This window comes from Actinoplanes sp. NPDC026619 (assembly GCF_040638295.1).
In the GTDB taxonomy this organism is placed as follows: domain Bacteria; phylum Actinomycetota; class Actinomycetes; order Mycobacteriales; family Micromonosporaceae; genus Actinoplanes.
Genome location: NZ_JBEZYA010000028.1, coordinates 42,010 through 66,742, shown reverse-complemented (window position 1 = coordinate 66,742; position 24,733 = coordinate 42,010). Strand labels below are relative to the sequence as shown.

Sequence of the window (24,733 nt, the reverse complement as noted above, 5' to 3'; positions counted from 1 at the left end):
GCTCTTGCGCGGCGGAGTCCACGGCGGAAATGGCCGATGGACCGACCGCGTCACCGTGCGTCGTCACGGCTAAAGAGTGCCCGATCTATGCATGCAGGACAACAGGTACCGGTATGCCGTGACCGGACAGGTATCTACCGAACTGCAGGGATCGATGCGTCGCGCAGTTGCGTCGGCTTCGCTCAAGTTCGAGTTGACGATGAGCATGCCCGTGGCATCATTGAGTCGGTTCCACTCAACCTTGTTATCGAACCGAGCTCTGTAAGAAGCGAGGACCACCATGGCACGTGCGGTCGGCATCGACCTCGGCACCACGAACTCCTGCGTCAGCGTTCTGGAAGGAGGCGAGCCCACCGTCATCGCCAACGCGGAGGGCTCCCGGACGACTCCGTCGATCGTTGCCTTCGCCCGTAACGGTGAGGTGCTCGTCGGCGAGGTCGCCAAGCGTCAGGCGGTGACGAACCCGGACCGGACGATTCGTTCGGTCAAGCGCGAGGTCGGCACCAACTGGTCGATCGACATCGACGGCAAGAAGTACACCCCGCAGGAGATCTCGGCGCGGGTCCTGATGAAGCTGAAGCGCGACTCCGAGGCGTACCTCGGCGAGACGATCACGGACGCGGTAATCACCGTCCCGGCGTACTTCAACGACGCTCAGCGCCAGGCCACCAAGGAGGCGGGCGAGATCGCCGGCCTCAACGTCCTGCGGATCGTCAACGAGCCCACCGCCGCCGCCCTGGCGTACGGCTTGGACAAGGGCTCCAAGGAGCAGACCGTTCTGGTCTTCGACCTGGGCGGCGGCACCTTCGACGTCTCGCTGCTCGAGCTGGGCGACGGCGTCATCGAGGTCAAGTCGACCTCCGGCGACAACCACCTGGGCGGCGACGACTGGGACCAGCGGGTCATCGACCACCTGGTCAAGACGTTCCGCGGTGAGCACGGCATCGACCTGGGCGCCGACAAGATGGCGCTGCAGCGTCTGCGCGAGGCCGCCGAGAAGGCCAAGATCGAGCTGTCCGCGGCCAGCACCACCAGCATCAACCTGCCTTACATCACGGCCGGCCCGGACGGCCCGCTGCACCTGGACATGTCGCTGTCCCGGGCCGAGTTCCAGCGCATGACGCAGGACCTCCTCGACCGCTGCAAGGGCCCGTTCGAGTCCGCGATCAAGGACGCCGACGTCAAGCTCGCCGACATCGACCACGTCATCCTGGTCGGTGGCTCGACCCGCATGCCGGCCGTTGCCGAGCTGGTCAAGGGCATCACCGGCAAGGATCCCAACAAGGGCGTCAACCCGGACGAGGTCGTCGCGGTCGGTGCCGCTCTGCAGGCCGGCGTGCTCAAGGGTGAGGTCAAGGACGTCCTGCTCCTCGACGTCACCCCGCTGTCCCTGGGCATCGAGACCAAGGGCGGCATCATGCACAAGCTGGTCGAGCGCAACACGACCATCCCGGCGCACCGCTCCGAGGTCTACACCACGGCTGACGACAACCAGCCGTCCGTGCTGATCCAGGTCTTCCAGGGCGAGCGCGAGATGGCGGCCTACAACAAGAAGCTCGGCACCTTCGAGCTCAGCGGCATCGCGCCGGCCCCGCGCGGCGTCCCGCAGATCGAGGTCTCCTTCGACATCGACGCGAACGGCATCGTGCACGTGTCCGCCAAGGACTTGGGCACGGGCAAGGAGCAGAAGATGACGATCACCGGCGGCTCCGCGCTGCCGAAGGACGACATCGAGCGCATGATGCGCGACGCCCAGGACCACGCGGACGAGGACAAGAAGCGCCGCGAGGACGCGGAGACCCGCAACCTGGCCGAGCAGCTGCAGTGGCAGACCGAGAAGTTCCTGGCCGAGAGCGGCGACAAGCTGCCCGAGGACAGCAAGTCCAAGATCGGCGAGGCGCTCGGCGAGCTGCGTGGCGCGCTCGGTGGCTCCGACATCGAGAAGATCAAGTCGGCCCACGAGCACCTTTCGCAGGTCTCCCAGGAAGCCGGCTCTCTGCTCTACTCGCAGGGTGACGGAACGCAGGCCGCCGCCGGCGGTGCCCCGGGTGCCGACGGCACCCAGGCGCCGGGCGACCCGGCCGGTGCCGGCCCGTCCGCTTCCGCCGCCGGAGGTGCCGACGACGTCGTCGACGCCGAGATCGTGGAGGACGACAAGAAGTGACTGCCGCGGACGACGAGAACGACGGTCAGGCGACCGAGCGGGTCGTCATCCGGGACCGCCGCAAGATCGACGCCAAGGCCGAGGCGAAGGCGAAAGTCGCCGCCGAGGCCGCGGACAAGGCGACTGGCGGTGCTCACCGGGCCGCCGAGCCGGAAGAGGGTGCCGAGCCCGTGGAAGCCGTCGCACCGGCGGCGTCCCCGGCGCTCGGGGCCGAGCTCGAGGCCCTACGCGGCGAGCTCGACGAACGGACCCACGACCTGCAGCGGGTCTCGGCCGAATACGCCAACTACCGCAAGCGGGTCGACCGCGACCGGTCGGCGGCCGCCGAGCTCACGACGGGTGCGGTGCTCACCGCGCTGCTGCCGGTGCTCGACGACATCGACCGGGCCCGGGAGCACGGCGATCTGGTCGGCCCGTTCGCCTCGGTGGCGGAACAGCTGACCGCGGTGACCGGCAAGCTCGGTCTCACCGCGTTCGGCGAGAAGGGCGACTCGTTCGACCCGAACCGGCACGAGGCGGTCGCGCACCTGACGTCGGCCGACGTCACCGAACCGACCTGCGTCGAGGTCATGCGCCGGGGTTACACGCTGGGCGAGCGGCTGCTGCGGGCGGCCCTGGTCGCGGTGGCCGACCCCGAGTGATCTCACAGGCTCGTCCCGCTCACCGCGCCGCGGTGGGCGGGACTACCGCTAGGAGGAGGTGGACGCGATGAGCTCGAAGGACTGGCTCGAAAAGGACTTCTACGCCGTTCTGGGCGTGAACAGGTCCGCCTCATCCGACGAGATCAAGAAGGCGTACCGGAAGCTGGCGCGCGATCTGCATCCCGACCGCAACCCGGACAACCGGGAGGCGGAGGAGAAGTTCAAGGCCGCTTCGGAGGCCTATGACGTGCTGTCCGACGACAAGAAGCGCAAAGAGTACGACGAGATGCGCTCCCTGTTCGGCTCGGGCGCGTTCCGCCGGGGCGCTCGCTCCGGCGGCAGCCAGCAGTTCGACCCGTCCGACCTGTTCGGCGGGTTCTCCGGTGCGGGCGCCGGGGCCGGCAGCCCGGGCGACCGGCGCTTCGGCGGGGCCGGCTTCTCCGACATATTCAGCTCGATATTTTCCGGTGGCGGCCCGGGTGGCGGCAGTGCCGCGGCCCGTCGCGGCCCTCGTCGCGGCCGCGACGTGGAGACCGAGGTGACGCTCGACTTCACCCAGGCCGTGCGGGGCACCACGTTGCCGCTGACGTTGCGGTCGGCCGGCGCGTGCGACACCTGCCACGGCAACGGGGCGAAGCCGGGCACCTCCCCGCGGACCTGCCCGCAGTGCCACGGCAGCGGCCTGATCTCCCGCAACCAGGGCTCGTTCAGCTTCAGCGAGCCGTGCAAGGAGTGCCAGGGCGCCGGGACGATCGTCGACGAGAAGTGCACCGAGTGCCGGGGCACGGGCGGGGTCACCAAGGCCCGCACGATCAACGTCCGGTTCCCGGCCGGGGTGGCCGACGGCCAGCGCATCCGGCTCTCCGGCCGCGGTGAGCCGGGCGACCGCGGTGGTCCGGCCGGTGACCTCTACGTGCAGGTCATGGTGCGTCCGGACGACCTGTTCGGGCGCAGTGGCGACGATCTCACCCTGACGTTGCCGATCAGCATCGCCGAGGCGGTGCTCGGCGCCGACCTGCGGGTGCCGACGCTGGACGGTCCGGTCACCATGCGGGTGCCACCCGGCACCCCGAGCGGACGCAAGCTGCGGGCCCGGGGCAAGGGCGTGGCCCGCAAGGACGGACCACCCGGCGACCTGATCGTCACGGTCGAGGTTCAGGTGCCGGATGCTGTCACGGGGGAAGCGCGCGATGCGCTGGAGCGTTTCGCGAAACTGACCCCGCCGGCTGGGCGGGACCGGCTCGAGGCGCGCGTGCGCCGAGGCGGTTAGAGCCCTATCGGGAGGTGGCATATGTATGAAGAGATCCACATCTCCGTGGAACAGGCCTCCGACGCGAAGGTCCTGATCATTTCGGTGGCCGCACGGCTGGCCGGGATGCATCCGCAGACGTTGCGCCAGTACGACCGGCTCGGGCTGGTTCAGCCCGGCCGGGCCGGCGGTGGCGGCCGCCGGTACAGCGAGCGCGACGTGGCCCTGCTGCGCGAGGTGCAGAAACTGAGCCAGGACGAAGGCGTCAACCTGGCCGGCATCAAGCGCATCATCGGCCTGGAGCAGCTGGTGGCCGACCTGCAGCACCGGGTGGCCGAGTTGGAGCAGCAGCTCGACGACGCGTACACCCGGATCGCCCGGATGGAGAGTCCCTACTCCAGCCGCGACCTGGTCCGGCAGGAAGCGCCGTCCACCGCACTGGTGATCTGGCGGCCGCGCCGGTCTTCCGACAAGTAGTCAGTCGGCGGCCCTTCCTTCGCGGAGGGGCCGCTATTTTTGTGGCGTCACGAACATGTTCGCTACGAACATGTTCGTGTAATCTCGGAAGCCAGCAGGTGAGCGGCGAAACGGTGATGGGCTGAATGCCCGGTCGAGAGGAGACCGAGATGATCACGATTGTCGGAGCTGGGCTGGGCGGGCTGACCCTGGCCCGGGTGCTGGACGTGCACGGGATCGAGTCCGTCGTCTACGACCTGGACTCCTCGCCGACCGCTCGGCACCAGGGCGGCATGCTCGACATGCACGAGGAGTCGGGGCAGATGGCGCTGCGATCGGCCGGGTTGTTCGACGAGTTCCGCCGGCACGTCCTGACCGGCGGCGACGCCACCCGGGTGCTGGACAAGCACGCGGCCGTGCTGCTCGAGGAGGAGGGCAACGACAAGCGGCCGGAGATCGACCGGGGCGCGCTGCGTGACCTGCTGCTCTACGCACTGCCGGAGGGCGCCGTCCGCTGGGGCTTCCGAGTCACCGGGGTGCGGCCGGTCGACAGCGGGCACGAGCTGACCTTCGCCGACGGGCGTACCGAAGTCACCGAGCTGCTGGTCGGCGCGGACGGCGCGTGGTCGAGGATCCGGCCGCTGGTCTCCACCGACCAGCCGGTCTACTCCGGGTTGTCGTTCGTCGAGATCCGGATCCCGGATGTGGCGGCCGGCCACCCGCGACTCGCCGCGGCCTGCGGCGAAGGCATGCTCTTCGCGCTCGACGACGAGCGTGGCATCCTCGCCCACCGCGAGCCGAACGACGAGATCTGCGCGTACGTCGCGGTGAAGCAGCCGTCCGGCTGGGCCGACGGCGCGGTGACTCGCGACGAGTTGGTCGGCCTCTTCGCCGACTGGCACCCCGACCTGCGCGGCATCATCGCGGAGAGCGAGGGCGAGCTGATCACCCGGCCGATTTACGCCCTGCCGGTCGGGCACCGCTGGTCGCGGGTGCCCGGGGTGACGCTGGTCGGCGACGCCGCGCACCTGATGTCGCCGTTCGCCGGCGAGGGCGCCAACCTGGCCATGCAGGACGGCGCCGAGCTGGCGCAGGCGATCGTCGCGCACCCGAAAGACGCCGAGGCCGCGCTCGGCGCTTACGAGGCTGCGATGTTCCCGCGCGCCCGCACCGCGGCCGAGGAGTCCGCGTCGAACCTGGTCGACCTGTTCCGGCCGAACGGCGCTCGCCGCCTGGCCGACATGTTCATGTCCTTCGCAGCCGGCTGAGAGCCGGCGGTCAGCGGCCGAACATCCCGAGCCGGCGGGGGTGGCGGACCAGGCCACCCTCGATCCAGTCGGAGTAGTCGAACGTCTCGGGCCGGCTCATCAGGACGCGGCAGTTGTGGGCCCAGATCGCCATCGGCTCGTCGCCGACCTCCTCGGCCCGCTCGACGAACTTCTTGAGGCGACGTTTGCGCAGGCCGGTTGCGTTCTGCCGGACTCCGTCGGCGGCGTAGATATACATGCAGTGCAGCGCGAACCGGCGCGCCGGGCACTGCCTGTCCATCGCGAGTTCGAAGAGAGTGGGCGCGAGCACGTCGCCGGAGATCAGCAGGTCCCAGTCGCCCGGCATGGCATCGATCGGCACGGCCTCGGGGTGGTAAGCCCAGGCCTGCATCTCCTCGGGTCGGGGATCTACCGGGTTTGCGAACCCGTAGAAAGTCGACTCACGCACCGTCACGTCGCCGCCCACCAGAAAGTCCGATTAACACGTAGTTGTCGAGGCGGAACGGTAGCGCGCCGAAAGTTCATACGGAAGTGTTGCGGCATCACAATCGGATACTGGTCAGTAGCTTTGCGCAGTCTTGACCGTAATTAAGGTCACTCACCTGCGGGAACAGGGGCCGTTCGGCGCTGACGGAGGGCCATCCGGCGCCTGACGATGTTCTTGAACCACTGGTAATCGGGCAGCCGCGCGAGCATCGGCCCGGTGACAACGGTGATCAATACGTAGGCGGTCGCCAGCGGCGCGAGTTTGGGCTCCACCCCGGACGCCACCGCCAAGCCGGCGATGACCACCGAGAACTCGCCGCGCGGCATCAGGCCGAGCCCGGCGCGCAGCTGACCAGGCAGCGCGATGCCGACCCGGCGGGCGGCCAGGTAACCGGTAAGGATCTTCGTCGACATGGTCAGCACGGCCAGGCCCAGCGCCGGCAGCAGCACCGGCGGCATGTCGGCCGGGTCGGTGGACAGGCCGAAGAACACGAAGAACACCGCGGCGAACAGGTCGCGCAGCGGTTCCAGCATCTGGGTGGCGTGGTGGGCGACGGGGCCGGAGAGCGCGATGCCGACCAGGAACGCGCCGACCGCGGCGGAGACCTTGAGCTCGGCCGCCACGCCCGCCACGAACAGGGTCAGGCCGAGCACGCTGAGCAGCAGCGCCTCCGGGTCGTTCACCGACATGAACTTGCTGATCGTGCTGCCGTAGCGGATCGCGACGACCAGGACGGCGATCACCGTGACCACCGCGACGGCCAGCGCCTTGGCCCCGCCGACCAGGCCGACCCCGGCCAGCACGGCGGTGACCAGCGGCAGGTAGAACGCCATCGCCAGGTCCTCGATGACCAGCACCGAGAGGATCACCGGGGTTTCCCGGTTGCCGAGTCGGCCCAGGTCGGCGAGCACCTTGGCGATCACGCCGGAGGAGGAGACCCAGGTGATGCCGGCCAGCACCAGGGCGGCCTGCCAGTCCCAGCCGAGCAGGAGCGCGAAGCCGGCCCCGGGCAGCGCGTTGAGCAGCGCGTCGATCACCCCGGCCGGGGCGGCGGCGCGCAGGTTGCCGACCAGCTCGGTGGCGGAGTATTCCAAGCCGAGCATGACGAGCAGCAGGATCACCCCGATCTCCGCGCCGACCTGGATGAACTCCTCGCTGGCCGAGAGCGGGATGACACCGCCGTGACCGAAGGCCAGCCCGGCGAGCAGGTAGAGCGGGATGGGCGACAGGCCGATCGTGCGGCCGATGCGGCCGAGCATGCCGAGCGCGAAGAGCAGCGCGCCGACCTCGATGAGGAGGATCGTCGTACTGTGCATTTCCTACAAAGACCTAGTCGTCGTGCTCGCCGGCCAGGATGGCGGTGACGCCGTCCAGGCCATCGCGCGTGCCGACGGCGACCACCACGTCGTTGGCCTCGAAGGTGAAGGACGGGCCGGGTGAGGCGATCACCTCACGGTCGCGCAGGACGGCCACGATGGACGCGCTGGTGCGAGTGCGGGCCCGGGTGTCACCCAGGCGGCGGCCCACGAACGGCGAGCCGGCCGGCAGCGCGATCTGCTCGGTCAGCAGCCCGGCCGCCTGCTGACGCAGACCGGCGAGCTGGCCGAGCATCAGGGAGGCGCCGAGCACGTCAGCGAGCGCCTCGGCCTCGCCGTCGGTCAGCGGTATCGACGCGAGACACGAATCCGGGTCATCCACGTCGTACAACACCAGGTCGCGGCGGCCGTTGCGATGAGAGACCACCCCGACCGTACGACCAGAGGAGGTCACCAGATCGTGGCGGACACCGATTCCCGGCAGCGGAGTCTGTTCCACCCGTACACGCACGCCGACCACGGTAACGGACTCGGAGGCGTGCACCCTTCCACTATGGGTGATATGCCGGTTCTGCACCGGAGAATTGATCAGCAGCCGACTCCGCCTCAGCCTCGGCCGGACGCATGCGCCCGCTGGCGATCAGCAGGATCAGACCAAGAACGCAAAGCCCGAGATTCATCCCGTACGCGAGACGGAAGCCGAAGTGCTGAGCCAGCCCGAACAGCGGAGCGGCCAGGATCTGGCTGATCGGGAACGTGTTGGTCACCATCGTGGTGGCCCGCCCCGGGTGGTCCGGCATCAGATCCTGCACGTAGGAGATGCTCAGCGCGCCCACCGTCGAGATGACCATGGCCTGCAGCGCCTGCGCGGCGACCAGCACCCAGACGCTGGTCGCGACCACCACGATCGAGTGGTAGGCCACCCCGCAGGCCACGCCCACGAAGATCAGCCGGCGCACCGGGATCCGGGTGGTCAGCGCGCCGAGGGCCAGCATCATCGGGATCTCGAGCGCCGCGCAGACGCCGAGGACGAGGCCGGCCTGGCGGATCGAGCCGCCCAGGTCGTCGCTGACGAACAGCGACATGGCCTGGACGTTGAGGGTCGACGCGGTGGTCACCGCGGTGAAGCTCGCGATGATCAGGAAGAGGGTGATCGGGCGGACGGCGGCGGCGCGGTGCGTCTCGACCTCGGCGGTGCCCACGGCCGGCTGCGGCACCCGGGGCAGCCAGAGCACGATCATCAGGGCGCCCAGCAGGTACAGGGCCGCGGCCAGGCCGTAGGTCCAGCCGAAGCCGTGCGCGGCCAGCACGATCGCGGCCAGTGGCGGCCCACCCACCCAGGCGGCCGAGAAGAGGGTGCGGAGCGCGCTGATCCCGAACGCGGCCCGGCCCGGCTCGCGCTGTTGGAGCACCTGGCGGGCGTACGCAAAGCTCTGTGGGAAGAGTGCCCCGGCAACCGCGGTGAGGGAGACGGTGACCGCGAGCACCGCCCAGTAGTTCTGAAAGAGCGCGGTCAGCGCGGTGCCGGCCGCGCCGGCCAGCGCCGCGCCGATGAGCAGTTGCCGCCGGATCGGCCACCGGTCGGAGGCTCGCCCGATGAGCCACGAGATGGCGACGCCGGAGATCGGCGCGACGACCAGGAACGCGGTCGTGGCAAGTGGCCCGGCATGGAGGCCGTCGGCCAGGAAGAGAGCGAGGTAGGGGCCGACGAACGAGGTCGCGAGGCCGACCACGATGAAGATGAGGGCGAGCGGGAGAAGCCGGCGGAGCACGTAGCGCAACGTTACGGCGGTGAAGGTCCTGCTCGGGCGGCGTCGTGGCGGGCATCACGACAGATCTCCGGTTGGCGTTGTCGACACGGTCATCCACGCTTAAGGTTGAGTGTCGTAGGCTCAAGTCTGCTGAGCTTCAGGGGAGCACATGAACGCCGAACGTTTGACCACCAAGAGCCGAGACGTCATCACCGGGGCGGTCGCCGACGCGGGCCGGCGGGGGCACGCCACGGTCGAGCCGTGGCATCTGTTGCTTTCGCTGCTGGACACCGGCGGATCCACCGCCCCCGCGCTGCTGCGCGCGGTCGGGGCCAACCCCGCCGACGTCCGCCGTGCCGCAGTGCGTGCCATCGAGCAACTGCCGTCGGCCCGGGGGTCCAGCACCGCCGAGCCTTCGCTGTCGCGCGAGTTCGTGAACGCCATCGGCGAGGCCGAGCTGATCGCCCAGCCGCTCGGCGACGAATATGTCTCGACCGAACACCTGCTGGCCGGCCTGGCCCGGGGCGGCGGCGCCGTGAGCCGCGCGCTGAAGGGCGTCGGCGCCACCGAGGAGTCGCTGGTGGCCGCGTTCCCGCAGGTGCGCGGGGGCGAGCGCCGGGTGACCACCCCCGACGGCGAGCAGACCTACCAGGCGCTGGAGAAATACAGCGTCGACCTGACCGCCCTGGCGCGCGACGGCAAGATCGACCCGGTGATCGGCCGGGACACCGAGATCCGCCGGGTCGTGCAGGTGCTCTCCCGGCGCACCAAGAACAACCCGGTGCTGATCGGTGAGCCGGGCGTCGGCAAGACCGCGATCGTCGAGGGCCTGGCCCAGCGCATCGTGGCCGGCGACGTGCCGGAGACCCTGCGCGACAAGAAGCTGGTCTCGCTCGACCTCGGCGCGATGGTGGCCGGCGCTCAATATCGCGGCCAGTTCGAGGAGCGTCTCAAGAGCGTCCTCGAGGAGATCCGCGGCTCGAACGGGCAGGTCGTCACGTTCCTCGACGAGCTGCACACGGTCGTCGGCGCCGGCAAGGGCGAGGGCTCGATGGACGCCGGCAACATGCTCAAGCCGATGCTGGCCCGCGGCGAGCTGCGCATGGTCGGCGCCACCACGCTGGACGAGTACCGCGAGCACATCGAGAAGGACCCGGCCCTCGAGCGGCGCTTCCAGCCGGTGGTGGTCGGCGAGCCGACCGTCGAGGACACGATCGGCATCCTGCGCGGGCTCAAGGGCCGTTACGAGGCGCACCACCGCGTGCAGATCACCGACGCGGCCCTGGTCGCGGCGGCTTCGCTGTCGGACCGGTACATCAGCGACCGCTTCCTGCCGGACAAGGCGATCGACCTGATCGACGAGGCCGCCTCCCGGCTGCGCATGGAGATCGACTCCCGCCCGGTCGAGCTTGACCAGCTCCAGCGGCAGGTCGACCGGATGCGGATCGAGCAGCTCGCCCTGGCGAAGGAGACCGACCCGGCCTCCCGTGACCGGCTCGCCAACCTCGAGCGTGCCCTCGCCGACCGCGAGGAGGAGCTGACCGCGCTCAACGCCCGGTGGGAGCGCGAGCGCGGCGGCCTCAACCGCGTCGGTGAGCTGAAGAAGCGCCTCGACGAGGCCCGGGCCGAGCTCGAGCGGGCACAGCGCGACGCCGAGTGGGAAAAGGCCTCCCGCCTGCAATACCAGGAGATCCCGGCGCTCGAGCAGGAGCTCGGCAGCGCCGCGGCCGCCGACGAGGAGGAGAAGACCGAGCCGCCGATGGTCAAGGAGGAGGTCGGCGCCGACGACATCGCCGAGGTCATCTCCGCGTGGACCGGAATCCCGGCCGGCCGGATGATGGAGGGCGAGACCACCAAACTGCTGCGCATGGAGGAATCGCTGGCCGCCAACGTCATCGGTCAGCGCGAAGCCGTCGCCGCGGTGGCCGGCGCCGTCCGCCGGGCCCGGGCCGGCATCGCCGACCCCGATCGCCCGACCGGCAGCTTCCTCTTCCTCGGCCCCACCGGCGTCGGCAAGACCGAGCTGGCCAAGGCCCTCGCCGGGTTCCTCTTCGACGACGAGCGGGCGATGGTCCGCATCGACATGAGCGAGTACGGCGAGAAGCACTCGGTGGCCCGGCTGGTCGGCGCCCCACCCGGCTACGTCGGGTACGAGGAGGGCGGCCAGCTCACCGAGGCGGTGCGCCGCCGGCCGTACAGCGTGGTGCTGCTCGACGAGGTGGAGAAGGCCCACCCGGACGTCTTCGACGTGCTTCTTCAGGTGCTCGACGACGGCCGGCTCACCGACGGGCAGGGCCGCACGGTCGACTTCCGCAACGCGATCCTGGTGCTCACCTCGAACCTGGGATCGCAGGCCGCCGACTTCACCATGGGTGACGAGGAACGGCGCGACGAGGTGCTCGCCGTGGTGCGGGCGCACTTCAAGCCCGAGTTCCTCAACCGGCTCGACGACATCGTGGTGTTCCACGCGCTGACCAAGGAAGACCTGTCGTCGATCGTTGACATCCAGCTCGGGCGGCTGCGCTCGCGGCTGGCCGAGCGGCGGCTGCGGCTCGAGGTCACCCCGGCGGCGGTGGAGTGGCTGGGCGAGCACGGTTACGACCCGATCTACGGCGCCCGGCCGCTGCGCCGGCTGGTCCAGTCGTCGATTGGTGACCTGCTGGCCAAGGCGCTGCTGGCCGGCGAGATCCGGGACGGCGACACCGTCGCGGTCGACCTCGGCGAGGGCAAGGACCGCCTGTCGGTCACTCGCGGCTGAGACCTGAAATGCGATAAGGCCCCGGGAAACCCCGGGGCCTTTCGTCGTGCGTGCGCCTAGTTGGTCGCCTCCCGCTGCCGATATGCCTGCGTCATGAGTACGTCGGTGACGTGGTGTTCGCCCTCGTCGGACCAGATGCGGATGCCGTCGCGGTGTAGTTGGTACCGGACGTCGGTGAAGCGGGTGCGGGTGTCGTCATGATGGACGACAGTCAACGTGTCGGCGTGTGGCATGTGGGACTCACCGGTCCTTAAGTCTGGGGCAGCCGCGGTGTGGTCACGCGGCCGGCGTAATGGGATTGGCGCCCGGCTGCGGTCTGCCTCGGCCCCGGTGCCTGGTTGGCGGGGCGGGCGACTCGTGCGGGCAGGTGGCGTCCCCGGAGGTCTCTGCTGCCAGGTCGGCGCCACGGATGGAAGTGTATGGGCCTCGATCGGCCCCTGTCGCCCCCTGATCGAGCGACCTATATCCGGATATTTCGGCCATCGTCGCCCGATGTTGCCACAGCGGGGTGGTCAGCGCAGGCGGTCGCGGATGTGGACCCGGCCCGATACCGTGATGGATCAAGATTGGGGGATTCGTGACCGTTCCCAGCTATTCCGGACCCAGCCCGGCACCCGTTTCCCGGCCGCGACCAGGCACCGTGACGGCCGCGTCCTACCTTCTCTACCTGGTGGCCGTCCTCGAGGTCATCAACGCGATCATCGCGTTCACCATCATCGGCCCGGTCTCCGATGCGCTCACGGATGTCTACGCCAACACCTCGCTGGCCGACTCCGGATCGACCATCATCAAGGCCTCCTACACCATCGGCGCGGTGGTCAACCTGCTGCTCGGTGCCGGATTCGCTCTTCTCGGCTACTTCGACAGCCGTGGCAAGAACCCCGCCCGCATCACCACCTGGGTGATCGGCGGCATCGCGCTCTGCTGCGTCGGGCTCGGCCTCGGCTTCAGCGGCGTCTCCAGTTCACTGGAGAACGACACCACCTCCGGCGGACCCTCCAGCTCGCAGGTGCAGCGAGCCATCGAGGACGCCATCCCGTCCTGGTACACCCCGCTGAGCATCACTGTCACGGTGATCGTGCTGATCAGCCTCCTCACCGTGCTCATCCTGCTGGCGCTGCCCGCGTCGAACGAGTTCTTCCGCAAGCAGCCGGTCGCCGGCGCGTGGGACCAGCAGGTGGCCTACCCGCCGTACCCCGGTCAGGCCTACCCGCCGCCGGCCGCGCCCGGTTCGTACGGCCAGCCGCCGTACCCCGGCCAGCAGAACCCCGGCATCCCGCCCTACCCCGGGCAGCAACAGCCCCCGCAGCAACCACCCAATCCGCCCACCAACCCGTCCTGAACCGCCCCACACGGTAGGTTCGGGCCAACGGATCACCGTGGGGAGTCGTCGATGTCGTACCCAGCTCTACCGCCGCCGCCTGCCGTGGCGCCTCTGTCGCCGGCCGGGCGACCGCCGGCGGTGTCCGCCGCCGCCCTCCTGCTCTGGGTGATGGCGGGGATCGGGCTGATCTACGCGATCGCGACCGTGTCGGTGGCGCCCGGAACCGTGAGCCGGTTCCGGGACGTCACCGCGGGTCTCGGGGACGGGGGAGTCGACCCCGACAACTACGTCGGCGTCGTCTGGCTCGGGGCGGGCGTCGCCATGGTTCTGGCCGTCATCCTGTTCGCGCTGTTCGTGGTGCTCGGCATCGCGCTGCGGCGGGGCAGCGGCGCGGCCCGGATCGCAACGCTCGTCGTCTGTGGCGTCGGCGCTCTCGCCGGGGTGGGCACCCTCGTGACCCTTGGCGTCGAGCGCGGTGGGGCGGCGGTTTCCTCGTCGGTCGGGCAGCAGCTCACTGACGCTTATCCGAGTGGGTGGCTCGGAGTGAACATCACGCTCGGGTCGGCCCAGGTTTTGGCCTATCTCATCGTGGCCGCTCTCGTACTTGCCGCTCCGCGGGTTTTCTTCCGGCGTGCTGCTGCGGCTGGGGTGGTGCCGCAATACGGGTCGCCCTACCCGGCTGGGTACCCGATGGGCTCGGGGTATGGGTCGGGGATGGCTTCGGCGCCGCCGGCCTACGGGCCGGCATCCGCTCCGCCTGCGGGCGGTTACTTGCCCGCGCCTGGTGGTTACGGGCCGGCCTTCGCGCCAAGTGGTTACGGGCCTGGCTCCGCGCCGGGTGACTACGGGCCGGCTTCTGCGCCGCCTGCGCCGGGTGGTTACGGTCTGGCCTCCGCGCCGCCCGCGGCGGGCGGTTACGCGCAGCCTCCGGCTGCGGCGGGTGGCTATGGGCCGCCTGCCTATGGGACAGGTGCTTGGGGGTACGGGGCGGCTTCCGCGCCGCCTGCCGCTGGGCCTTACCCGCCGTTGCCTCCGGGGTATGCCGGGCCGTATGCGCCGCAGGGTGAGCCGGGGCAGCCGGCGCCTGGGCTTCCGCCCTATCCGGGGCAGCCGGCGTCGGAGGGGTCGCCTCAGCCGGGGGCGCCGTACCCGGGGCCGGGTGCTCCTGGGTCCTCGCCTTACCCGGGGCCGGCGACCGGTCCTGCGCCCTATCCGGGCCAGCCTGCCGCTCCTCCCTACGCCGGTCAGCCTGGCGTCCCTCCCTACCCGGGCCAGCCTGGCGTTTCTCCCTACCCGGGCCAGCCCGGTGTTCCTTCCTATCCTGGGCAGCAAGCTCCTGGAGGGGCGCCTCATCCGGGGCAGCCCGGATTTCCGCCCTACCCCGGTCAGCCCGTCGCTTATGGGCCTGGCTATCCGCCGCCGCCCGGGGCCGAGCAGGCCGCTCTTTGGGGGCGGCCGTCGGCGCCCGCTACGCCTCCGCCGGGGGGCGGCGGTTCTGGTTCTTCGCCTGATGGTCAGTCGGGCTCGGGTAGCGCTGGTTCTGTCGTGGGTGGGCCTGCTGCCGGCGGTCAGTCGGGCTCGATCCCGTCTGGTGGTTCGGCCGGTGAAGGGCAGCCTGGGCCGGCCGTTGGTGCTCCTGCGGGGGAAGGCCCGTCGAGTTCGACGTCTGGTGGCCCTGCCGCTGAGGCTCAGTCGGGGTCGTCCGTCAATGGTGCGGCTGCCGCGGCACCTGCTGAGGGCTCGTCCAGCGGGACGGATGCCACGACCAGCCCGAGGGCGCCCTCCCGGGGAGCGGCTGCTGCGCCTGAGGCGAAGAACGAGAACGAATACTGGTCTCGGCCGATGGAGTAGGGCCTGGTTGCGCTGATCGGCCTGTCCTCCGACGGGCGCGCGGCGCCGGGCCTCTCTGTGAGCGGTCCAGCCCCTGCTGGTGGCGCAAGACCTTGAGGGCTCTGCCCCCAAACCCCCGGCCACGCACAAAGAGATCGACCGGATGAGGCTGCGGCTCTGTCTTGGGCTGGGGTTGGTGCGGGGCCGGGGCCCAAGCCCAAAACGCGGTTCTGGGCTGTGTTGGGTTCGCGTGGGCTCGTGGAGGCTTGGGTGCTGCTGCGAGGAGATCACCCACGCCAAAAGCTGGGTTGCTCGTCCAAATCTGGATTGAGTCAATTTCGGGTTTTGGGTGCGTAGATCGGCCGCCAAAAACCTGTCCTGCTGGCTTGTGGGGCTGAATCTTGAGTGTCGATAGCCGGATGAAGGTCCGGCAGCCCCATGGTCGTCCTGGCCCGTTTGCGGGGGTCTGAGGGTGCCAACTGTGGTCCTTGCGGAACCGGCCTCGGGGGCGCGCCAGTCCTAGGAGTATGAGAAGCGTTCGGAAGGTGGCGGGAGCCGGCCCTCGTTCGGGGGTTCGGTGGCGGTGTCACAGGTCACCGGTGTCTCGTATCGACCGCCGTGGGTCACCCGAACGGGTAACTTTGTCCTTCGGTGCAGTCCCTCTATCGGCTGTCCGGGTGGTTGTCGGCCAACCGGTCGGAGGGTCTTTTTTGCTGGATGGGTAAACGTCCGTTCGCGCGATTCACAGGACCTTCTCAGCGCCACGTCCGGGTGATCTGTGTTGTCACGAGCATGTGACGCCGGACATAGGAGCTTTGAGCAGCGTCGATGCGTCTGGGAAGGGGCGAAAGGGACTTGGGCGACTGTTAGGTTTCTTTTCAGATGGGCCCAATGCCGTGCGTCAATAGTTCCGTTCCGCCCCGCCGGGGCGAAAGGTACGAGTTTCGTTGAAGCAAGTACGCTCGATGCATGGAAGCACGCCACGACCTGCGTAAATTCATCACTGAATTGTCCGTCGCGGAGCGTGGTGCCGTGCTTTCATCGGGTCGTGAAGTTCTCGTGCCGAGCCGCCTCGGCCGAGGGATCGCGCAGCGTGGCGAGATGACGACGGCGAGGTGGGTGCGGACCTCTAGTTGTACGGATCAGTAACCCGAAACAGATCGACGAATGGACAATGTGGGGCTCCTCACCCTGGGGGCGGGGATCGAGAGCCCGACGCGCACGGGCAGCGACCAGACGGCGGCTGAGGCGTTGCAGGAGGCAGAGACCGAAGTCGGTACGCCGGTGAAGGTAGCTCGCGAGTACGGATTGCCGATCGTCTCGCGATCAACCGAGAAGGTGATCGATATCGGCCTTACGGCCTGAAAGTTAGCCGGTTCGTTCCTGCGCACATGCAGGAGAATCGATGCAGTTGGTGGAAGGATGGAGATCGTGGGAACTGCGTTGGCGGAAATGACAATGCCTCAGATCTCGCCGCTTGCCGGCGAGCCAATTGAACGTGCCGACGCCGAGCGGCTCGCGGGAGTGCTGAAGGCACTCGCCGACCCGGCCCGGCTGCGGCTGCTGAGCCTCATCCAGTCCGCAACGGACGGCGAGGCGTGCGTCTGCGACCTGACGGCCCCTCTGGGCCTTTCGCAGCCGACCGTGAGTCACCACCTGCGGATCCTGACCGAGGCCGGCCTCCTCGAGCGTGAGAAGCGGGGCGTGTGGGCCTACTACCGGCTCGTCCCGTCGGCGATCGCGACAATCGCCGACCTTCTGACCCCGCCGCGTAAGCGGGCTACGAAGAAGGCTCGCTGACCGCTCGCGTAAGCGAAGCCAAGCGGTATATGCCTGGCGTCACCGTCATGGGGGCGTGGCGCCAGGCTGAAGTCCCCTCCCTCAAGTCCACCCCCCGGACCCGAGGAGTAATGGGTGAACTACGTTCCGGGTGACCTGCGCGATCAGCTCGCGCATGTGGGCTACGACGTGGTCCAGGCCGGCCTGGTGGCCGGCTCGGGCGGCAACGTGTCCGCGCGGATTCCCGACGAGGACGCCATCTGGGTGACCGCTAGCGGGTCATGGCTCGACCGACTCAGTCGCGGCACGTTCGCGGCCGTGCGGATCGACGACGGGGAAACCGTTGCGATCGGTGGCATGCCGCCGCCGTCGCGCGTGGAACCGACCAGCGAGCTGGCCCTGCATCTGGCGCTTTACCGGGCACGACCGGACGTCAATGCCGTCGTGCACCTGCACCCACAGACCGCTTTGTTGCTCGACGCACTCGGCGAGCACATCCGGATCGTCACCACCGACCACGCCTTCTACCTGAGGCGGGTCTCCACGGTGCCGTTCCGGCTGCCGGGCAGCACCGAGGTCGCGGCGCTGACCGCGGCCATGGCCGCCGATGGCACCGATTGCCTTGTGCTCAGCCACCACGGCTGCGTCGTGATGGGCGACTCGGTCGAGCTGGCCCACAAGCGGGCCCGCAATCTCGAAGAGGCCGCCCAGTTGACCTACCGCGCTCTCGCGGCTGGTCGCCTGGACAACCTGCGCGACTGCCCTGAGGAGTTCCTGGACCGCCTGTCCGGCTCCGCCGCGGTGTCTGTCTGAAGCCGTTATCCGAAGACGCGAAAGGCCGGCCCGAAGCGGGCCGGCCTTTTCGACGCTTGGGCTCAGTGCCGGCGGTGTGAGCGCGGGGTGCGCGGGCCGTTGTCGTCGTCGTCCTCGTCGCGGACCGCCTCGACCAGGCCGGCGATGCTCGCCGCGGCCACCACGCCGATCGCCTGCGCCGGCTGCGGCGAGCCGGCGCTCGTGCCGCCGCCGTTCTTCTTGTGCTTGCGCTCGCGCAGCATCTCGATGGCGATCGGGAGCAGCGAGATCAGCACGATGACCACGACGACCGGCAGGATGTAGTGGTCGATCTTGTCGCCGACGGTGTCGTAGATCTTCTGGGCCAGCGCGTGGCCGACGATCAGGATGCCGTCGGTCCACAGGACCGCGCCCACGACGTTCCAGACGAAGAACTGCCGGGCGGGCATGCCTAGGGTGCCGGCCACCGGGTTGAGGAACGTGCGCACGATCGGGATGAAGCGGGCGAGCACCACGGCCTTGGCCGGGCCGAACTTCTCGAAGTAGTACTCCGCCTTCTCGACGTACTCCTTCTTGAAGATCTTGGATTCGGGCTTGTCGAACATGCGCCGGCCGTAGCGTGCGCCGAGCCAGTGACCCAGCTGGGCACCCACGATCGCGGCCACCGGCGCGCCGATGAGCAGGCCGACGAACGAGATCCGGGTGTTGTCCCCGAAGAGTGAGTCGGCCACCGGGGAGGACGCGACGCCGGCCAGGAACAACAGCGAGTCGCCGGGGAAGAAGAAGCCGACCAGCAAGCCCGTCTCGGCGAACATGATCGCAATCACACCGATGAGACCGAAGGTGTGAATCAGCTCGGTCGCGTCCAGCGGGTTGAAGGCGAGCGGCTCGGCAAGCGCATGGATGTCCACGGAGAGCCAGGGTACCGGCCGCATGGCGACCGGTACCTGTACAGCTGCTGTGTAATACCTATCCGTACGGCCGAAACACGCTAGGTGCTGCCGATGTCACAGGCGCGGGTCGACCGGCTCCGACTCGGCCGCCAGGATCGCGAAGACCAGCTCGTGCACCCGCCACACCGGCGCGCCCTGGGCCAGCCGGTCCAGCGCCGCCAGCCCCAGCCCGTGCTCGCGCAGCGCGAGGTTGCGCTTGCGGCCCAGGTTGCGCTTGCGCAGTCGTTCGAGCTGCTCCGGGCGGGTGTACTCGGGACCGTAGATGATCCGCAGGTACTCCCGGCCGCGGCACTTCACGCCCGGCTGCGCGAGACGGCCCTTCGCGTCGGTGACGGCCAGGCCGGCGTACGGCTTGACCACCATGCCCTCGCCGCCAGCCGCGGTCAGCGCGAGCCACCAGTCGGTGGCGGCTGCCTCGGCTGCCGCGTCGCCGAGATCCACGATCATCCGCCGGGTCGGCGTGAAAATCTCCGGGTCTGCCGCGACCAGGCGGTCCGCCTGCGCCAGGTGCCAACCATGATCCTTGCTGGCGTACGACGTGCCGACACCGGCCAGAATCGCGAACGGGGCGAGCGTGACGCCGGTCAGGCCGTCGGTGGGCCGGACGTAGGAGCGGTAGGCCGCCGAGTAGCCGTCGATCTCCGACGAGCGCAGTTCGATCCGGTCGCGCAGCGCCCCGACGTCGAGCCCGCGGGCCGCCACCTGGTCGAGCACGGCCAGCGCCGCGGGCAGGGCATGCCGCCCGGCCGCGCCCACCCCGGCGTAGTGCTCCCGGATCAGCCCGCCGGCCTTCGCCGACCAGGGCAGCAGCTCGCAGTCGAGCAGCAGCCAGTCGGTGTCCAGGTCGTCGAAGAGCCCGGTCGCGGCCGACCGGACCCGGGCCAGCAGCGGCTGGTCCAGGGCCGGGCCGAAGAACGGCCGGCCGGTGCGGGTCCAGATCGCGTCGCCCGCGCCGGTGCGCGACACCCGCACCACGGCCCGCGAGCCCATGTGCTTCTCCTCACACACGACCCGGTCGACGCCGGCCGCACGCAGGTCGGCGAACGCGGTGGCCGGGTGCTCGAGGTAGCCGTCCAGGGTCGAGGTGGAGCAGGGCGCCATGGTCGGCGGGAGCCAGACGAGCGTGGCCGGGTCGAGGGCGAACCGGCTCATCACCTCCAGGGCCGCGGCCGCGTTCTCGGCGTCGACGGTGGTCCGTCCGTACCCGTAATCGAGGTGCCGGCGGCCGGTCACGTCCGCGAGGTCCAGGCCCTCGTCCGGTCGCTCCGCCGTGGGAGCGGTGAGCGGGCGGACCGGGGCGTAGTACTCCCGGGCGGCCGGCACCGACACCAGCTCGCGGGTCGGCCAGCGCAGCGCGGTCAGCGAGCCGCCGAAGACGCAGCCGGTGTCCAGGCAGATCGTGTTGTTGATCCACTCGGGGGCCGGGGTGGGCACGTGGCCGTAGACGACCGCCGCCGAGCCGCGGTAGTCGCGCGCCCACGGATAGCGGACCGGCAGGCCGTACTCGTCGGTCTCGCCGGTCGTCTCGCCGTAGAGCGCGAAGCTGCGCACCCGGCCGGAGGCGCGCCCCTGGTAGGCCTCCTTGAGGCCGGCGTGCGCGACGACCAGCCTGCCGCCGTCGAGCACGTAGTGGCTGACCAGCCCCTCGATGAACCTCTTGACCTCGGTGACGAATTCGGCCGGCTCGGCTTCCAGCTGCGCAAGGGTCTCCGGCAGGCCGTGGGTGAGCTGCACCTGCCGGCCGTTGAGCTTGCGGGCCAGCTTCTGCTCGTGGTTTCCCGGCACGCAGATAGCGGTGCCGGCCGCGACCATGCCCATCACCAGGCGCAGCACGCCCGGCGAGTCGGGGCCGCGGTCGACCAGGTCGCCGACGAAGACCGCGGTGCGGCCCTCGGGGTGCGTGGCAGCGGCCCCGGAAACGGTGTAGCCGAGCTTGCCGAGCAGGGTGACCAGCTCGGCGTGGCAGCCGTGCACGTCGCCGATGATGTCGAACGGGCCGGTCAGCTCGCGCTTGTCGTTGAACAGCTTCTCGTAGCGGATCTCGGTGGCCGCGATCTCGTCGGCCCCGCGCAGCACGTGCACCTTGCGGAAGCCCTCACGGGCCAGCGAACCGAGCGAGCGCCGCAGGTCGCGGTGCATGCGGGTGAGAACCTGGCGGCCGAAGGTGCGGTCCGGGCGGCCCTGCGTGCGCTCCCAGGCCAGCGACTCGGGCACGTCGAGGACGATCGCGACCGGGAGCACGTCGTGCTCCTTGGCCACCTTGACCAGCCCGGCCCGGGCGTGCGGCTGCAGGTTGGTGGCGTCCACGACGGTGAGCCGGCCGGCCGCGAGGCGCTTGCCGGCCACGTAGTGCAGCACGTCGAAGGCGTCACCCGAGGCGGACTGGTCGTTCTCGTCGTCGGCGACCAGGCCGCGGAAGTAGTCGGAGGAGAGCACCTGGGTCGGCTTGAAGTGGGTGCGGGCGAACGTCGACTTGCCGGATCCGGAGATTCCGACAAGAGCGACAAGCGCCAGCTCGGGTACGTCGATCATGAGGTCACCTCCGTAACGGTGAAGATCGCCAGCTGGGTCGGTGCGCCGGTGGTCTCGTGCTCGTCGCCGACCGGGCGGAACGCGACGGAATAGCCGTATCGCCCGGCCGTCGCCGAGGCCCACTCCTGGAACTCGGCCCGGGTCCACTCGAAGCGGTGGTCCGAGTGGCGCATTCCGGTCAGGCCCTCGTAGTGGACGTTGTATTCGGCGTTCGGCGTGGTCACCACGACCGTGCGCGGCCGGGCGTGGCCGAACACGCTCGCCGCAAGCGCCGGCAGCCGCGGCGGATCGACGTGCTCGATCACCTCCATGAGCACGGCGGCGTCGTAGCCCCGGAGCCGGTCGTCGCGGTAGGTGAGCGCGGACTGCCAGATCTTGATGCGGTCACGCTGCCGCTCCGGCAGCCGGTCCAGATGCAGCCGGCGGGCGGCCTGGTCGAGCGCCCGGGAGGACACGTCGGTGCCGACGATCTCGGTGAAGCGACGGTCCTTGACCAGGGCGGCGAGCAGCGCGCCGGCACCGCAGCCGAGGTCGAGGACACGAGCCGCGTCGACCTCGGTGAGGACGGCCAGGATCGCGTCGCGTCGCTGCTCGGCCAGCGGGACCTTGCGGGCGACCGGCAGCTCGGCCTCCTCGTCCGAGGTCGGCTCGGTGACCTCGAGGCGGGACAGCGCCGACTCGGCCAGGTGCTTGCGATGCGCTAGGTAGCGGCGGGCGATCAGCACCTTCTCCGGGTGGCCGGCCAGCCAGCCCTCGCCGGAGCGGAGCAGCTTCTCGATCTCGTCCGGCGCCACCCAGTAGTGCTTGCCGTCGTCGAGCACCGGGAGCAGCACGTACAGGTGGTTGAGCGCGTCCGCGAGCCGGACCGTCCCGGCCAGCCGCAGGTCGACGTAACGGCTGTCGCCGCCGATCTCCGGCTCGAACGGGATCGGCTCGGCGGTCACCTGCCAGCCCAGCGGGGCGAACAGGCGGGTGGCCAGCTCGGTGGTGCCCCGCAGCACCGGCACCCGGATCTCCAGCGGGATGGCCTCGGCGGCCAGCTCGGGACGGTCCTTCGAGGCGCCGCGCAGGGCGCTGCGGAACACCTTGGCGAGGGCGCCGGCGAGCAGGCTGGAGGCCGCGTACGGACGGTCGTTGACATAGGCACCGAGCTCGAAGGACTCCTGCTGGGCGCGCAGCCGGGCCGGGTCAACGTCGAGCAGGAGCGCCGCCGTGCACCGATCCTCGGTCGCCTCGGGGTACATCACGTACGCCGTACCGGTGGGCACGTCGAAGGTGTGGACCTTGCCGGGATGCTTGACCAGGAGGTAGCCGAGGTCGGTGGCCGGCGGGCGGGTGGTCGTCACGGTGAGCAGCACGCCACCCATGATCCGGCGGTGTGGCCCGGGACCGCGACCGAATTGTCAGCGGTACTCGTCCTCCAGGTCGACCACTCGGCTCTGCTCGCTGGCATCCCACTCGGGCGCCTCCACGTCGCGGGACGGTTCGGCGTGGTCGGTGTACTCGTCGAACTGGGCGCTGGCGCGCTGTTCGGCGGCGTCCGCCTCCGGAACCTCCAGGTCGATGTTGTCCGGGTACGTCATCCCGCGTTCCCCTCTCGCCGTGTCCTGGCCCGGTTGCCCCCTCAGCATGAGCGCAAACCGACCGCCGCACCGGATTACGGGAGCAAGTTTCGGGGCGGTTTCTCATCGCTCTTCCGGCTGCGGAATACTGCCTGCTGGAGGACAGCGCGGTCCTGCCCTCTGTCTTCCATACGTGTGAAAAGAGCAAGGAGCGCACCGATGCCTATCGCTTCTCCCGAGGTCTACGCCGAGATGCTCGACCGCGCCAAGGCCGGCGCGTTCGCCTACCCCGCGATCAACGTGACGTCGTCGCAGACTCTCAACGCTGCCCTGCAGGGCTTCGCCGAGGCGGGCAGCGACGGCATCGTCCAGATCTCCACCGGCGGCGCGGAATATGCGTCCGGCCCGACCATCAAGAACATGGTCACCGGCGCCGTGGCGCTGGCCGAGTACGCGACCGAGGTCGCCAAGGCCTACCCGATCAACATCGCGCTGCACACCGACCACTGCCCGAAGGACAAGCTGGACAAGTACGTTCGTCCGCTGCTCGCCATCTCCAAGGAGCGGGTCGCGAACGGCCGGGCGCCGCTGTTCCAGTCACACATGTGGGACGGCTCGGCCGTGCCGGTCGACGAGAACCTGCAGATCGCCGAGGACCTGCTGGCCCTGGCCGCGGCCGCGCACATCATCCTCGAGATCGAGGTCGGTGTCGTGGGTGGCGAGGAGGACGGCGTCTCCGCCGCGATCGACGACAAGCTCTACTCGACCGTCGAGGACGGCCTGGCCACCGCGGCCGCGCTCGGCCTGGGCGAGAAGGGCCGCTACATGACCGCGCTGACCTTCGGCAACGTGCACGGCGTCTACAAGCCGGGCAACGTCAAGCTGCGTCCCGAGGTCCTCAAGGAGATCCAGGACGCGGTCGGCGCGAAGTACGGCAAGGAGAAGCCGTTCGACCTGGTCTTCCACGGCGGCTCCGGCTCGCTGCTCTCGGAGATCCACGGCGCTCTGGACTTCGGCGTGGTCAAGATGAACATCGACACCGACACGCAGTACGCGTTCACCCGCCCCGTGGTCGACCACATCTTCAAGAACTACGACGGCGTGCTGAAGATCGACGGCGAGGTCGGCAACAAGAAGGCGTACGACCCGCGTGCCTGGGGCAAGCTCGCCGAGAACGGTCTGGCCAAGCGGGTCGTCGAGGCCTGCGAGAACCTCCGTTCGACCGGCACCACTCTCTCGAAGTAAGTCGTTCGGTGACGGACGGTTCCCTTCGTGGGACCGTCCGTCTTCGTGTTGCAGGGTTACTCACAGGTATGGGTACGATCGTCCTCCGGTTCACTGGAGGTTGATGATCGTGCTGGGCATCGAGGGCTATGAGCCCGCGTGGCACCACGACGCGGAAGCCCTCGCGGCCGTCCACCGGACCAGGTTTGTGCGGCTCATCGGCCGAAAATTGCGATCAAGCTGGCTGATGTGGGATGTCGCCGAGCGCGGCTGGTTCGCCGACGGCCCGGTGATCCTCGACTTCGGACAGACGCACGTCGAGATTACTCACCGTAAATTCGATGAATGTGCGATCACTTGGAATCAGATCGATCTGAACGTGCCGATCGACTGGTACGAGCACTTCGACTGGCGGCCCGATCCGGTGTCGGCGCTGCGCCTGGCGCGCGGCCAGATCCTCCGGGCGGTGAACGTGATCGAGCTGGTCACGGTGGCCGAGTGGCGGCCGCGCATCCTGCACGCGGTGGAGTTCCTGTTCGAGAGCGCCCGCCTCGCGGTCTTCAACGCGATGGACGAGAACGGGATAACCGACGTCCCGGAGACCGAGCTGCCGGCGACGAACTGGCGCCGGGTGCACATCGCCTGAC

At 69.6% G+C, this 24,733-nt stretch carries 21 protein-coding genes; 12 read left to right on the top strand and 9 right to left on the bottom strand.

Features of this window, described 5'->3' with window-relative positions:
* Positions 1-280 precede the first annotated feature (280 nt).
* The 5 genes from dnaK (at position 281) to AB0E90_RS41665 (ending at position 5,778) form a co-directional block, all read left to right on the top strand.
* Complete coding sequence (gene dnaK, locus AB0E90_RS41685) at positions 281-2,164, top strand: molecular chaperone DnaK (RefSeq protein WP_360417839.1); 1,884 nt, start codon at positions 281-283, stop codon at positions 2,162-2,164.
* Positions 2,161-2,805 (top strand): nucleotide exchange factor GrpE, encoded by a 645-nt coding sequence (grpE, locus tag AB0E90_RS41680; RefSeq protein ID WP_360417837.1) that lies wholly within the window; start codon positions 2,161-2,163, stop codon positions 2,803-2,805. The genes dnaK and grpE overlap by 4 nt, the downstream gene beginning before the upstream one ends.
* A 67-nt stretch (positions 2,806-2,872) precedes the next feature.
* Complete coding sequence (gene dnaJ / locus AB0E90_RS41675) at positions 2,873-4,075, top strand: molecular chaperone DnaJ (protein ID WP_360417836.1); 1,203 nt, start codon at positions 2,873-2,875, stop codon at positions 4,073-4,075.
* Between the two features lie 21 nt (positions 4,076-4,096).
* Positions 4,097-4,531 (top strand): MerR family transcriptional regulator, encoded by a 435-nt coding sequence (locus AB0E90_RS41670; RefSeq protein ID WP_360417835.1) that lies wholly within the window; start codon positions 4,097-4,099, stop codon positions 4,529-4,531.
* 149 nt (positions 4,532-4,680) lie between these two features.
* A complete protein-coding gene (locus AB0E90_RS41665) occupies positions 4,681-5,778 on the top strand; it encodes an NAD(P)/FAD-dependent oxidoreductase (protein WP_360417834.1) in 1,098 nt (365 codons plus the stop codon).
* 10 nt (positions 5,779-5,788) lie between these two features.
* Here the strand turns inward: AB0E90_RS41665 and AB0E90_RS41660 are convergent, their stop codons facing one another.
* The 4 genes from AB0E90_RS41660 to AB0E90_RS41645 all read right to left on the bottom strand — a co-directional run bounded on the left by AB0E90_RS41660 (position 5,789) and on the right by AB0E90_RS41645 (position 9,353).
* On the bottom strand, positions 5,789-6,232 hold the full coding sequence (locus AB0E90_RS41660; RefSeq protein WP_360417887.1) for a hypothetical protein: 444 nt from the start codon (positions 6,230-6,232) through the stop codon (positions 5,789-5,791).
* A gap of 140 nt (positions 6,233-6,372) precedes the next feature.
* The gene (locus AB0E90_RS41655; RefSeq protein WP_360417833.1) at positions 6,373-7,581 is read right to left on the bottom strand and encodes a cation:proton antiporter; all 1,209 of its coding nucleotides are present in this window, start codon (positions 7,579-7,581) and stop codon (positions 6,373-6,375) included.
* A 13-nt stretch (positions 7,582-7,594) separates the two neighbouring features.
* Positions 7,595-8,092: a cation:proton antiporter regulatory subunit gene (locus AB0E90_RS41650; RefSeq protein WP_360417832.1), complete on the bottom strand. Its 498-nt coding sequence runs from the start codon at positions 8,090-8,092 to the stop codon at positions 7,595-7,597.
* 40 nt (positions 8,093-8,132) lie between these two features.
* The gene (locus AB0E90_RS41645) at positions 8,133-9,353 is read right to left on the bottom strand and encodes a sugar efflux transporter (protein ID WP_360417831.1); all 1,221 of its coding nucleotides are present in this window, start codon (positions 9,351-9,353) and stop codon (positions 8,133-8,135) included.
* A gap of 148 nt (positions 9,354-9,501) precedes the next feature.
* Between AB0E90_RS41645 and clpB the strand changes: the two genes are divergently transcribed.
* On the top strand, positions 9,502-12,090 hold the full coding sequence (gene clpB, locus AB0E90_RS41640; RefSeq protein WP_360417830.1) for an ATP-dependent chaperone ClpB: 2,589 nt from the start codon (positions 9,502-9,504) through the stop codon (positions 12,088-12,090).
* 56 nt (positions 12,091-12,146) lie between these two features.
* On the opposite strand, the gene AB0E90_RS41635 is transcribed toward clpB, so the two are convergent.
* Complete coding sequence (locus AB0E90_RS41635; RefSeq protein WP_360417829.1) at positions 12,147-12,323, bottom strand: hypothetical protein; 177 nt, start codon at positions 12,321-12,323, stop codon at positions 12,147-12,149.
* 407 nt (positions 12,324-12,730) lie between these two features.
* Between AB0E90_RS41635 and AB0E90_RS41630 the strand changes: the two genes are divergently transcribed.
* From AB0E90_RS41630 to AB0E90_RS41615, 4 genes are all read left to right on the top strand, one after another.
* Positions 12,731-13,432, top strand: coding sequence for a hypothetical protein (locus AB0E90_RS41630; RefSeq protein ID WP_360417828.1), 702 nt, complete (start codon positions 12,731-12,733; stop codon positions 13,430-13,432).
* A gap of 2,979 nt (positions 13,433-16,411) precedes the next feature.
* Positions 16,412-16,609 (top strand): hypothetical protein, encoded by a 198-nt coding sequence (locus tag AB0E90_RS41625; protein WP_360417827.1) that lies wholly within the window; start codon positions 16,412-16,414, stop codon positions 16,607-16,609.
* 57 nt (positions 16,610-16,666) lie between these two features.
* Complete coding sequence (locus tag AB0E90_RS41620) at positions 16,667-17,044, top strand: metalloregulator ArsR/SmtB family transcription factor (protein WP_092549981.1); 378 nt, start codon at positions 16,667-16,669, stop codon at positions 17,042-17,044.
* Between the two features lie 114 nt (positions 17,045-17,158).
* Positions 17,159-17,836, top strand: coding sequence for a class II aldolase/adducin family protein (locus AB0E90_RS41615; protein ID WP_360417826.1), 678 nt, complete (start codon positions 17,159-17,161; stop codon positions 17,834-17,836).
* Positions 17,837-17,898: 62 nt separating this feature from the next.
* On the opposite strand, the gene AB0E90_RS41610 is transcribed toward AB0E90_RS41615, so the two are convergent.
* The 4 genes from AB0E90_RS41610 to AB0E90_RS41595 all read right to left on the bottom strand — a co-directional run bounded on the left by AB0E90_RS41610 (position 17,899) and on the right by AB0E90_RS41595 (position 22,883).
* Complete coding sequence (locus AB0E90_RS41610; protein ID WP_360417825.1) at positions 17,899-18,726, bottom strand: DedA family protein; 828 nt, start codon at positions 18,724-18,726, stop codon at positions 17,899-17,901.
* Positions 18,727-18,822: 96 nt separating this feature from the next.
* Positions 18,823-21,300, bottom strand: coding sequence for a polynucleotide kinase-phosphatase (locus AB0E90_RS41605; protein ID WP_360417824.1), 2,478 nt, complete (start codon positions 21,298-21,300; stop codon positions 18,823-18,825).
* Positions 21,297-22,658, bottom strand: a complete 1,362-nt coding sequence (locus tag AB0E90_RS41600; RefSeq protein WP_360417823.1) for a 3' terminal RNA ribose 2'-O-methyltransferase Hen1 — start codon at positions 22,656-22,658, stop codon at positions 21,297-21,299. The genes AB0E90_RS41605 and AB0E90_RS41600 overlap by 4 nt, the downstream gene beginning before the upstream one ends.
* 45 nt (positions 22,659-22,703) lie before the next feature.
* Positions 22,704-22,883 (bottom strand): hypothetical protein, encoded by a 180-nt coding sequence (locus AB0E90_RS41595; protein ID WP_360417822.1) that lies wholly within the window; start codon positions 22,881-22,883, stop codon positions 22,704-22,706.
* 198 nt (positions 22,884-23,081) lie between these two features.
* Between AB0E90_RS41595 and fbaA the strand changes: the two genes are divergently transcribed.
* Both fbaA and AB0E90_RS41585 read left to right on the top strand, forming a co-directional pair.
* Entirely contained in the window at positions 23,082-24,107 is a 1,026-nt protein-coding gene (gene fbaA, locus AB0E90_RS41590; RefSeq protein ID WP_360417821.1) for a class II fructose-bisphosphate aldolase, read from the top strand.
* 103 nt (positions 24,108-24,210) lie between these two features.
* Positions 24,211-24,732 carry a hypothetical protein gene (locus tag AB0E90_RS41585; protein WP_360417820.1) on the top strand — a complete coding sequence of 174 codons (522 nt, stop codon included), beginning with the start codon at positions 24,211-24,213 and terminating at the stop codon, positions 24,730-24,732.
* The last annotated feature ends 1 nt before the right edge of the window (position 24,733 follow it).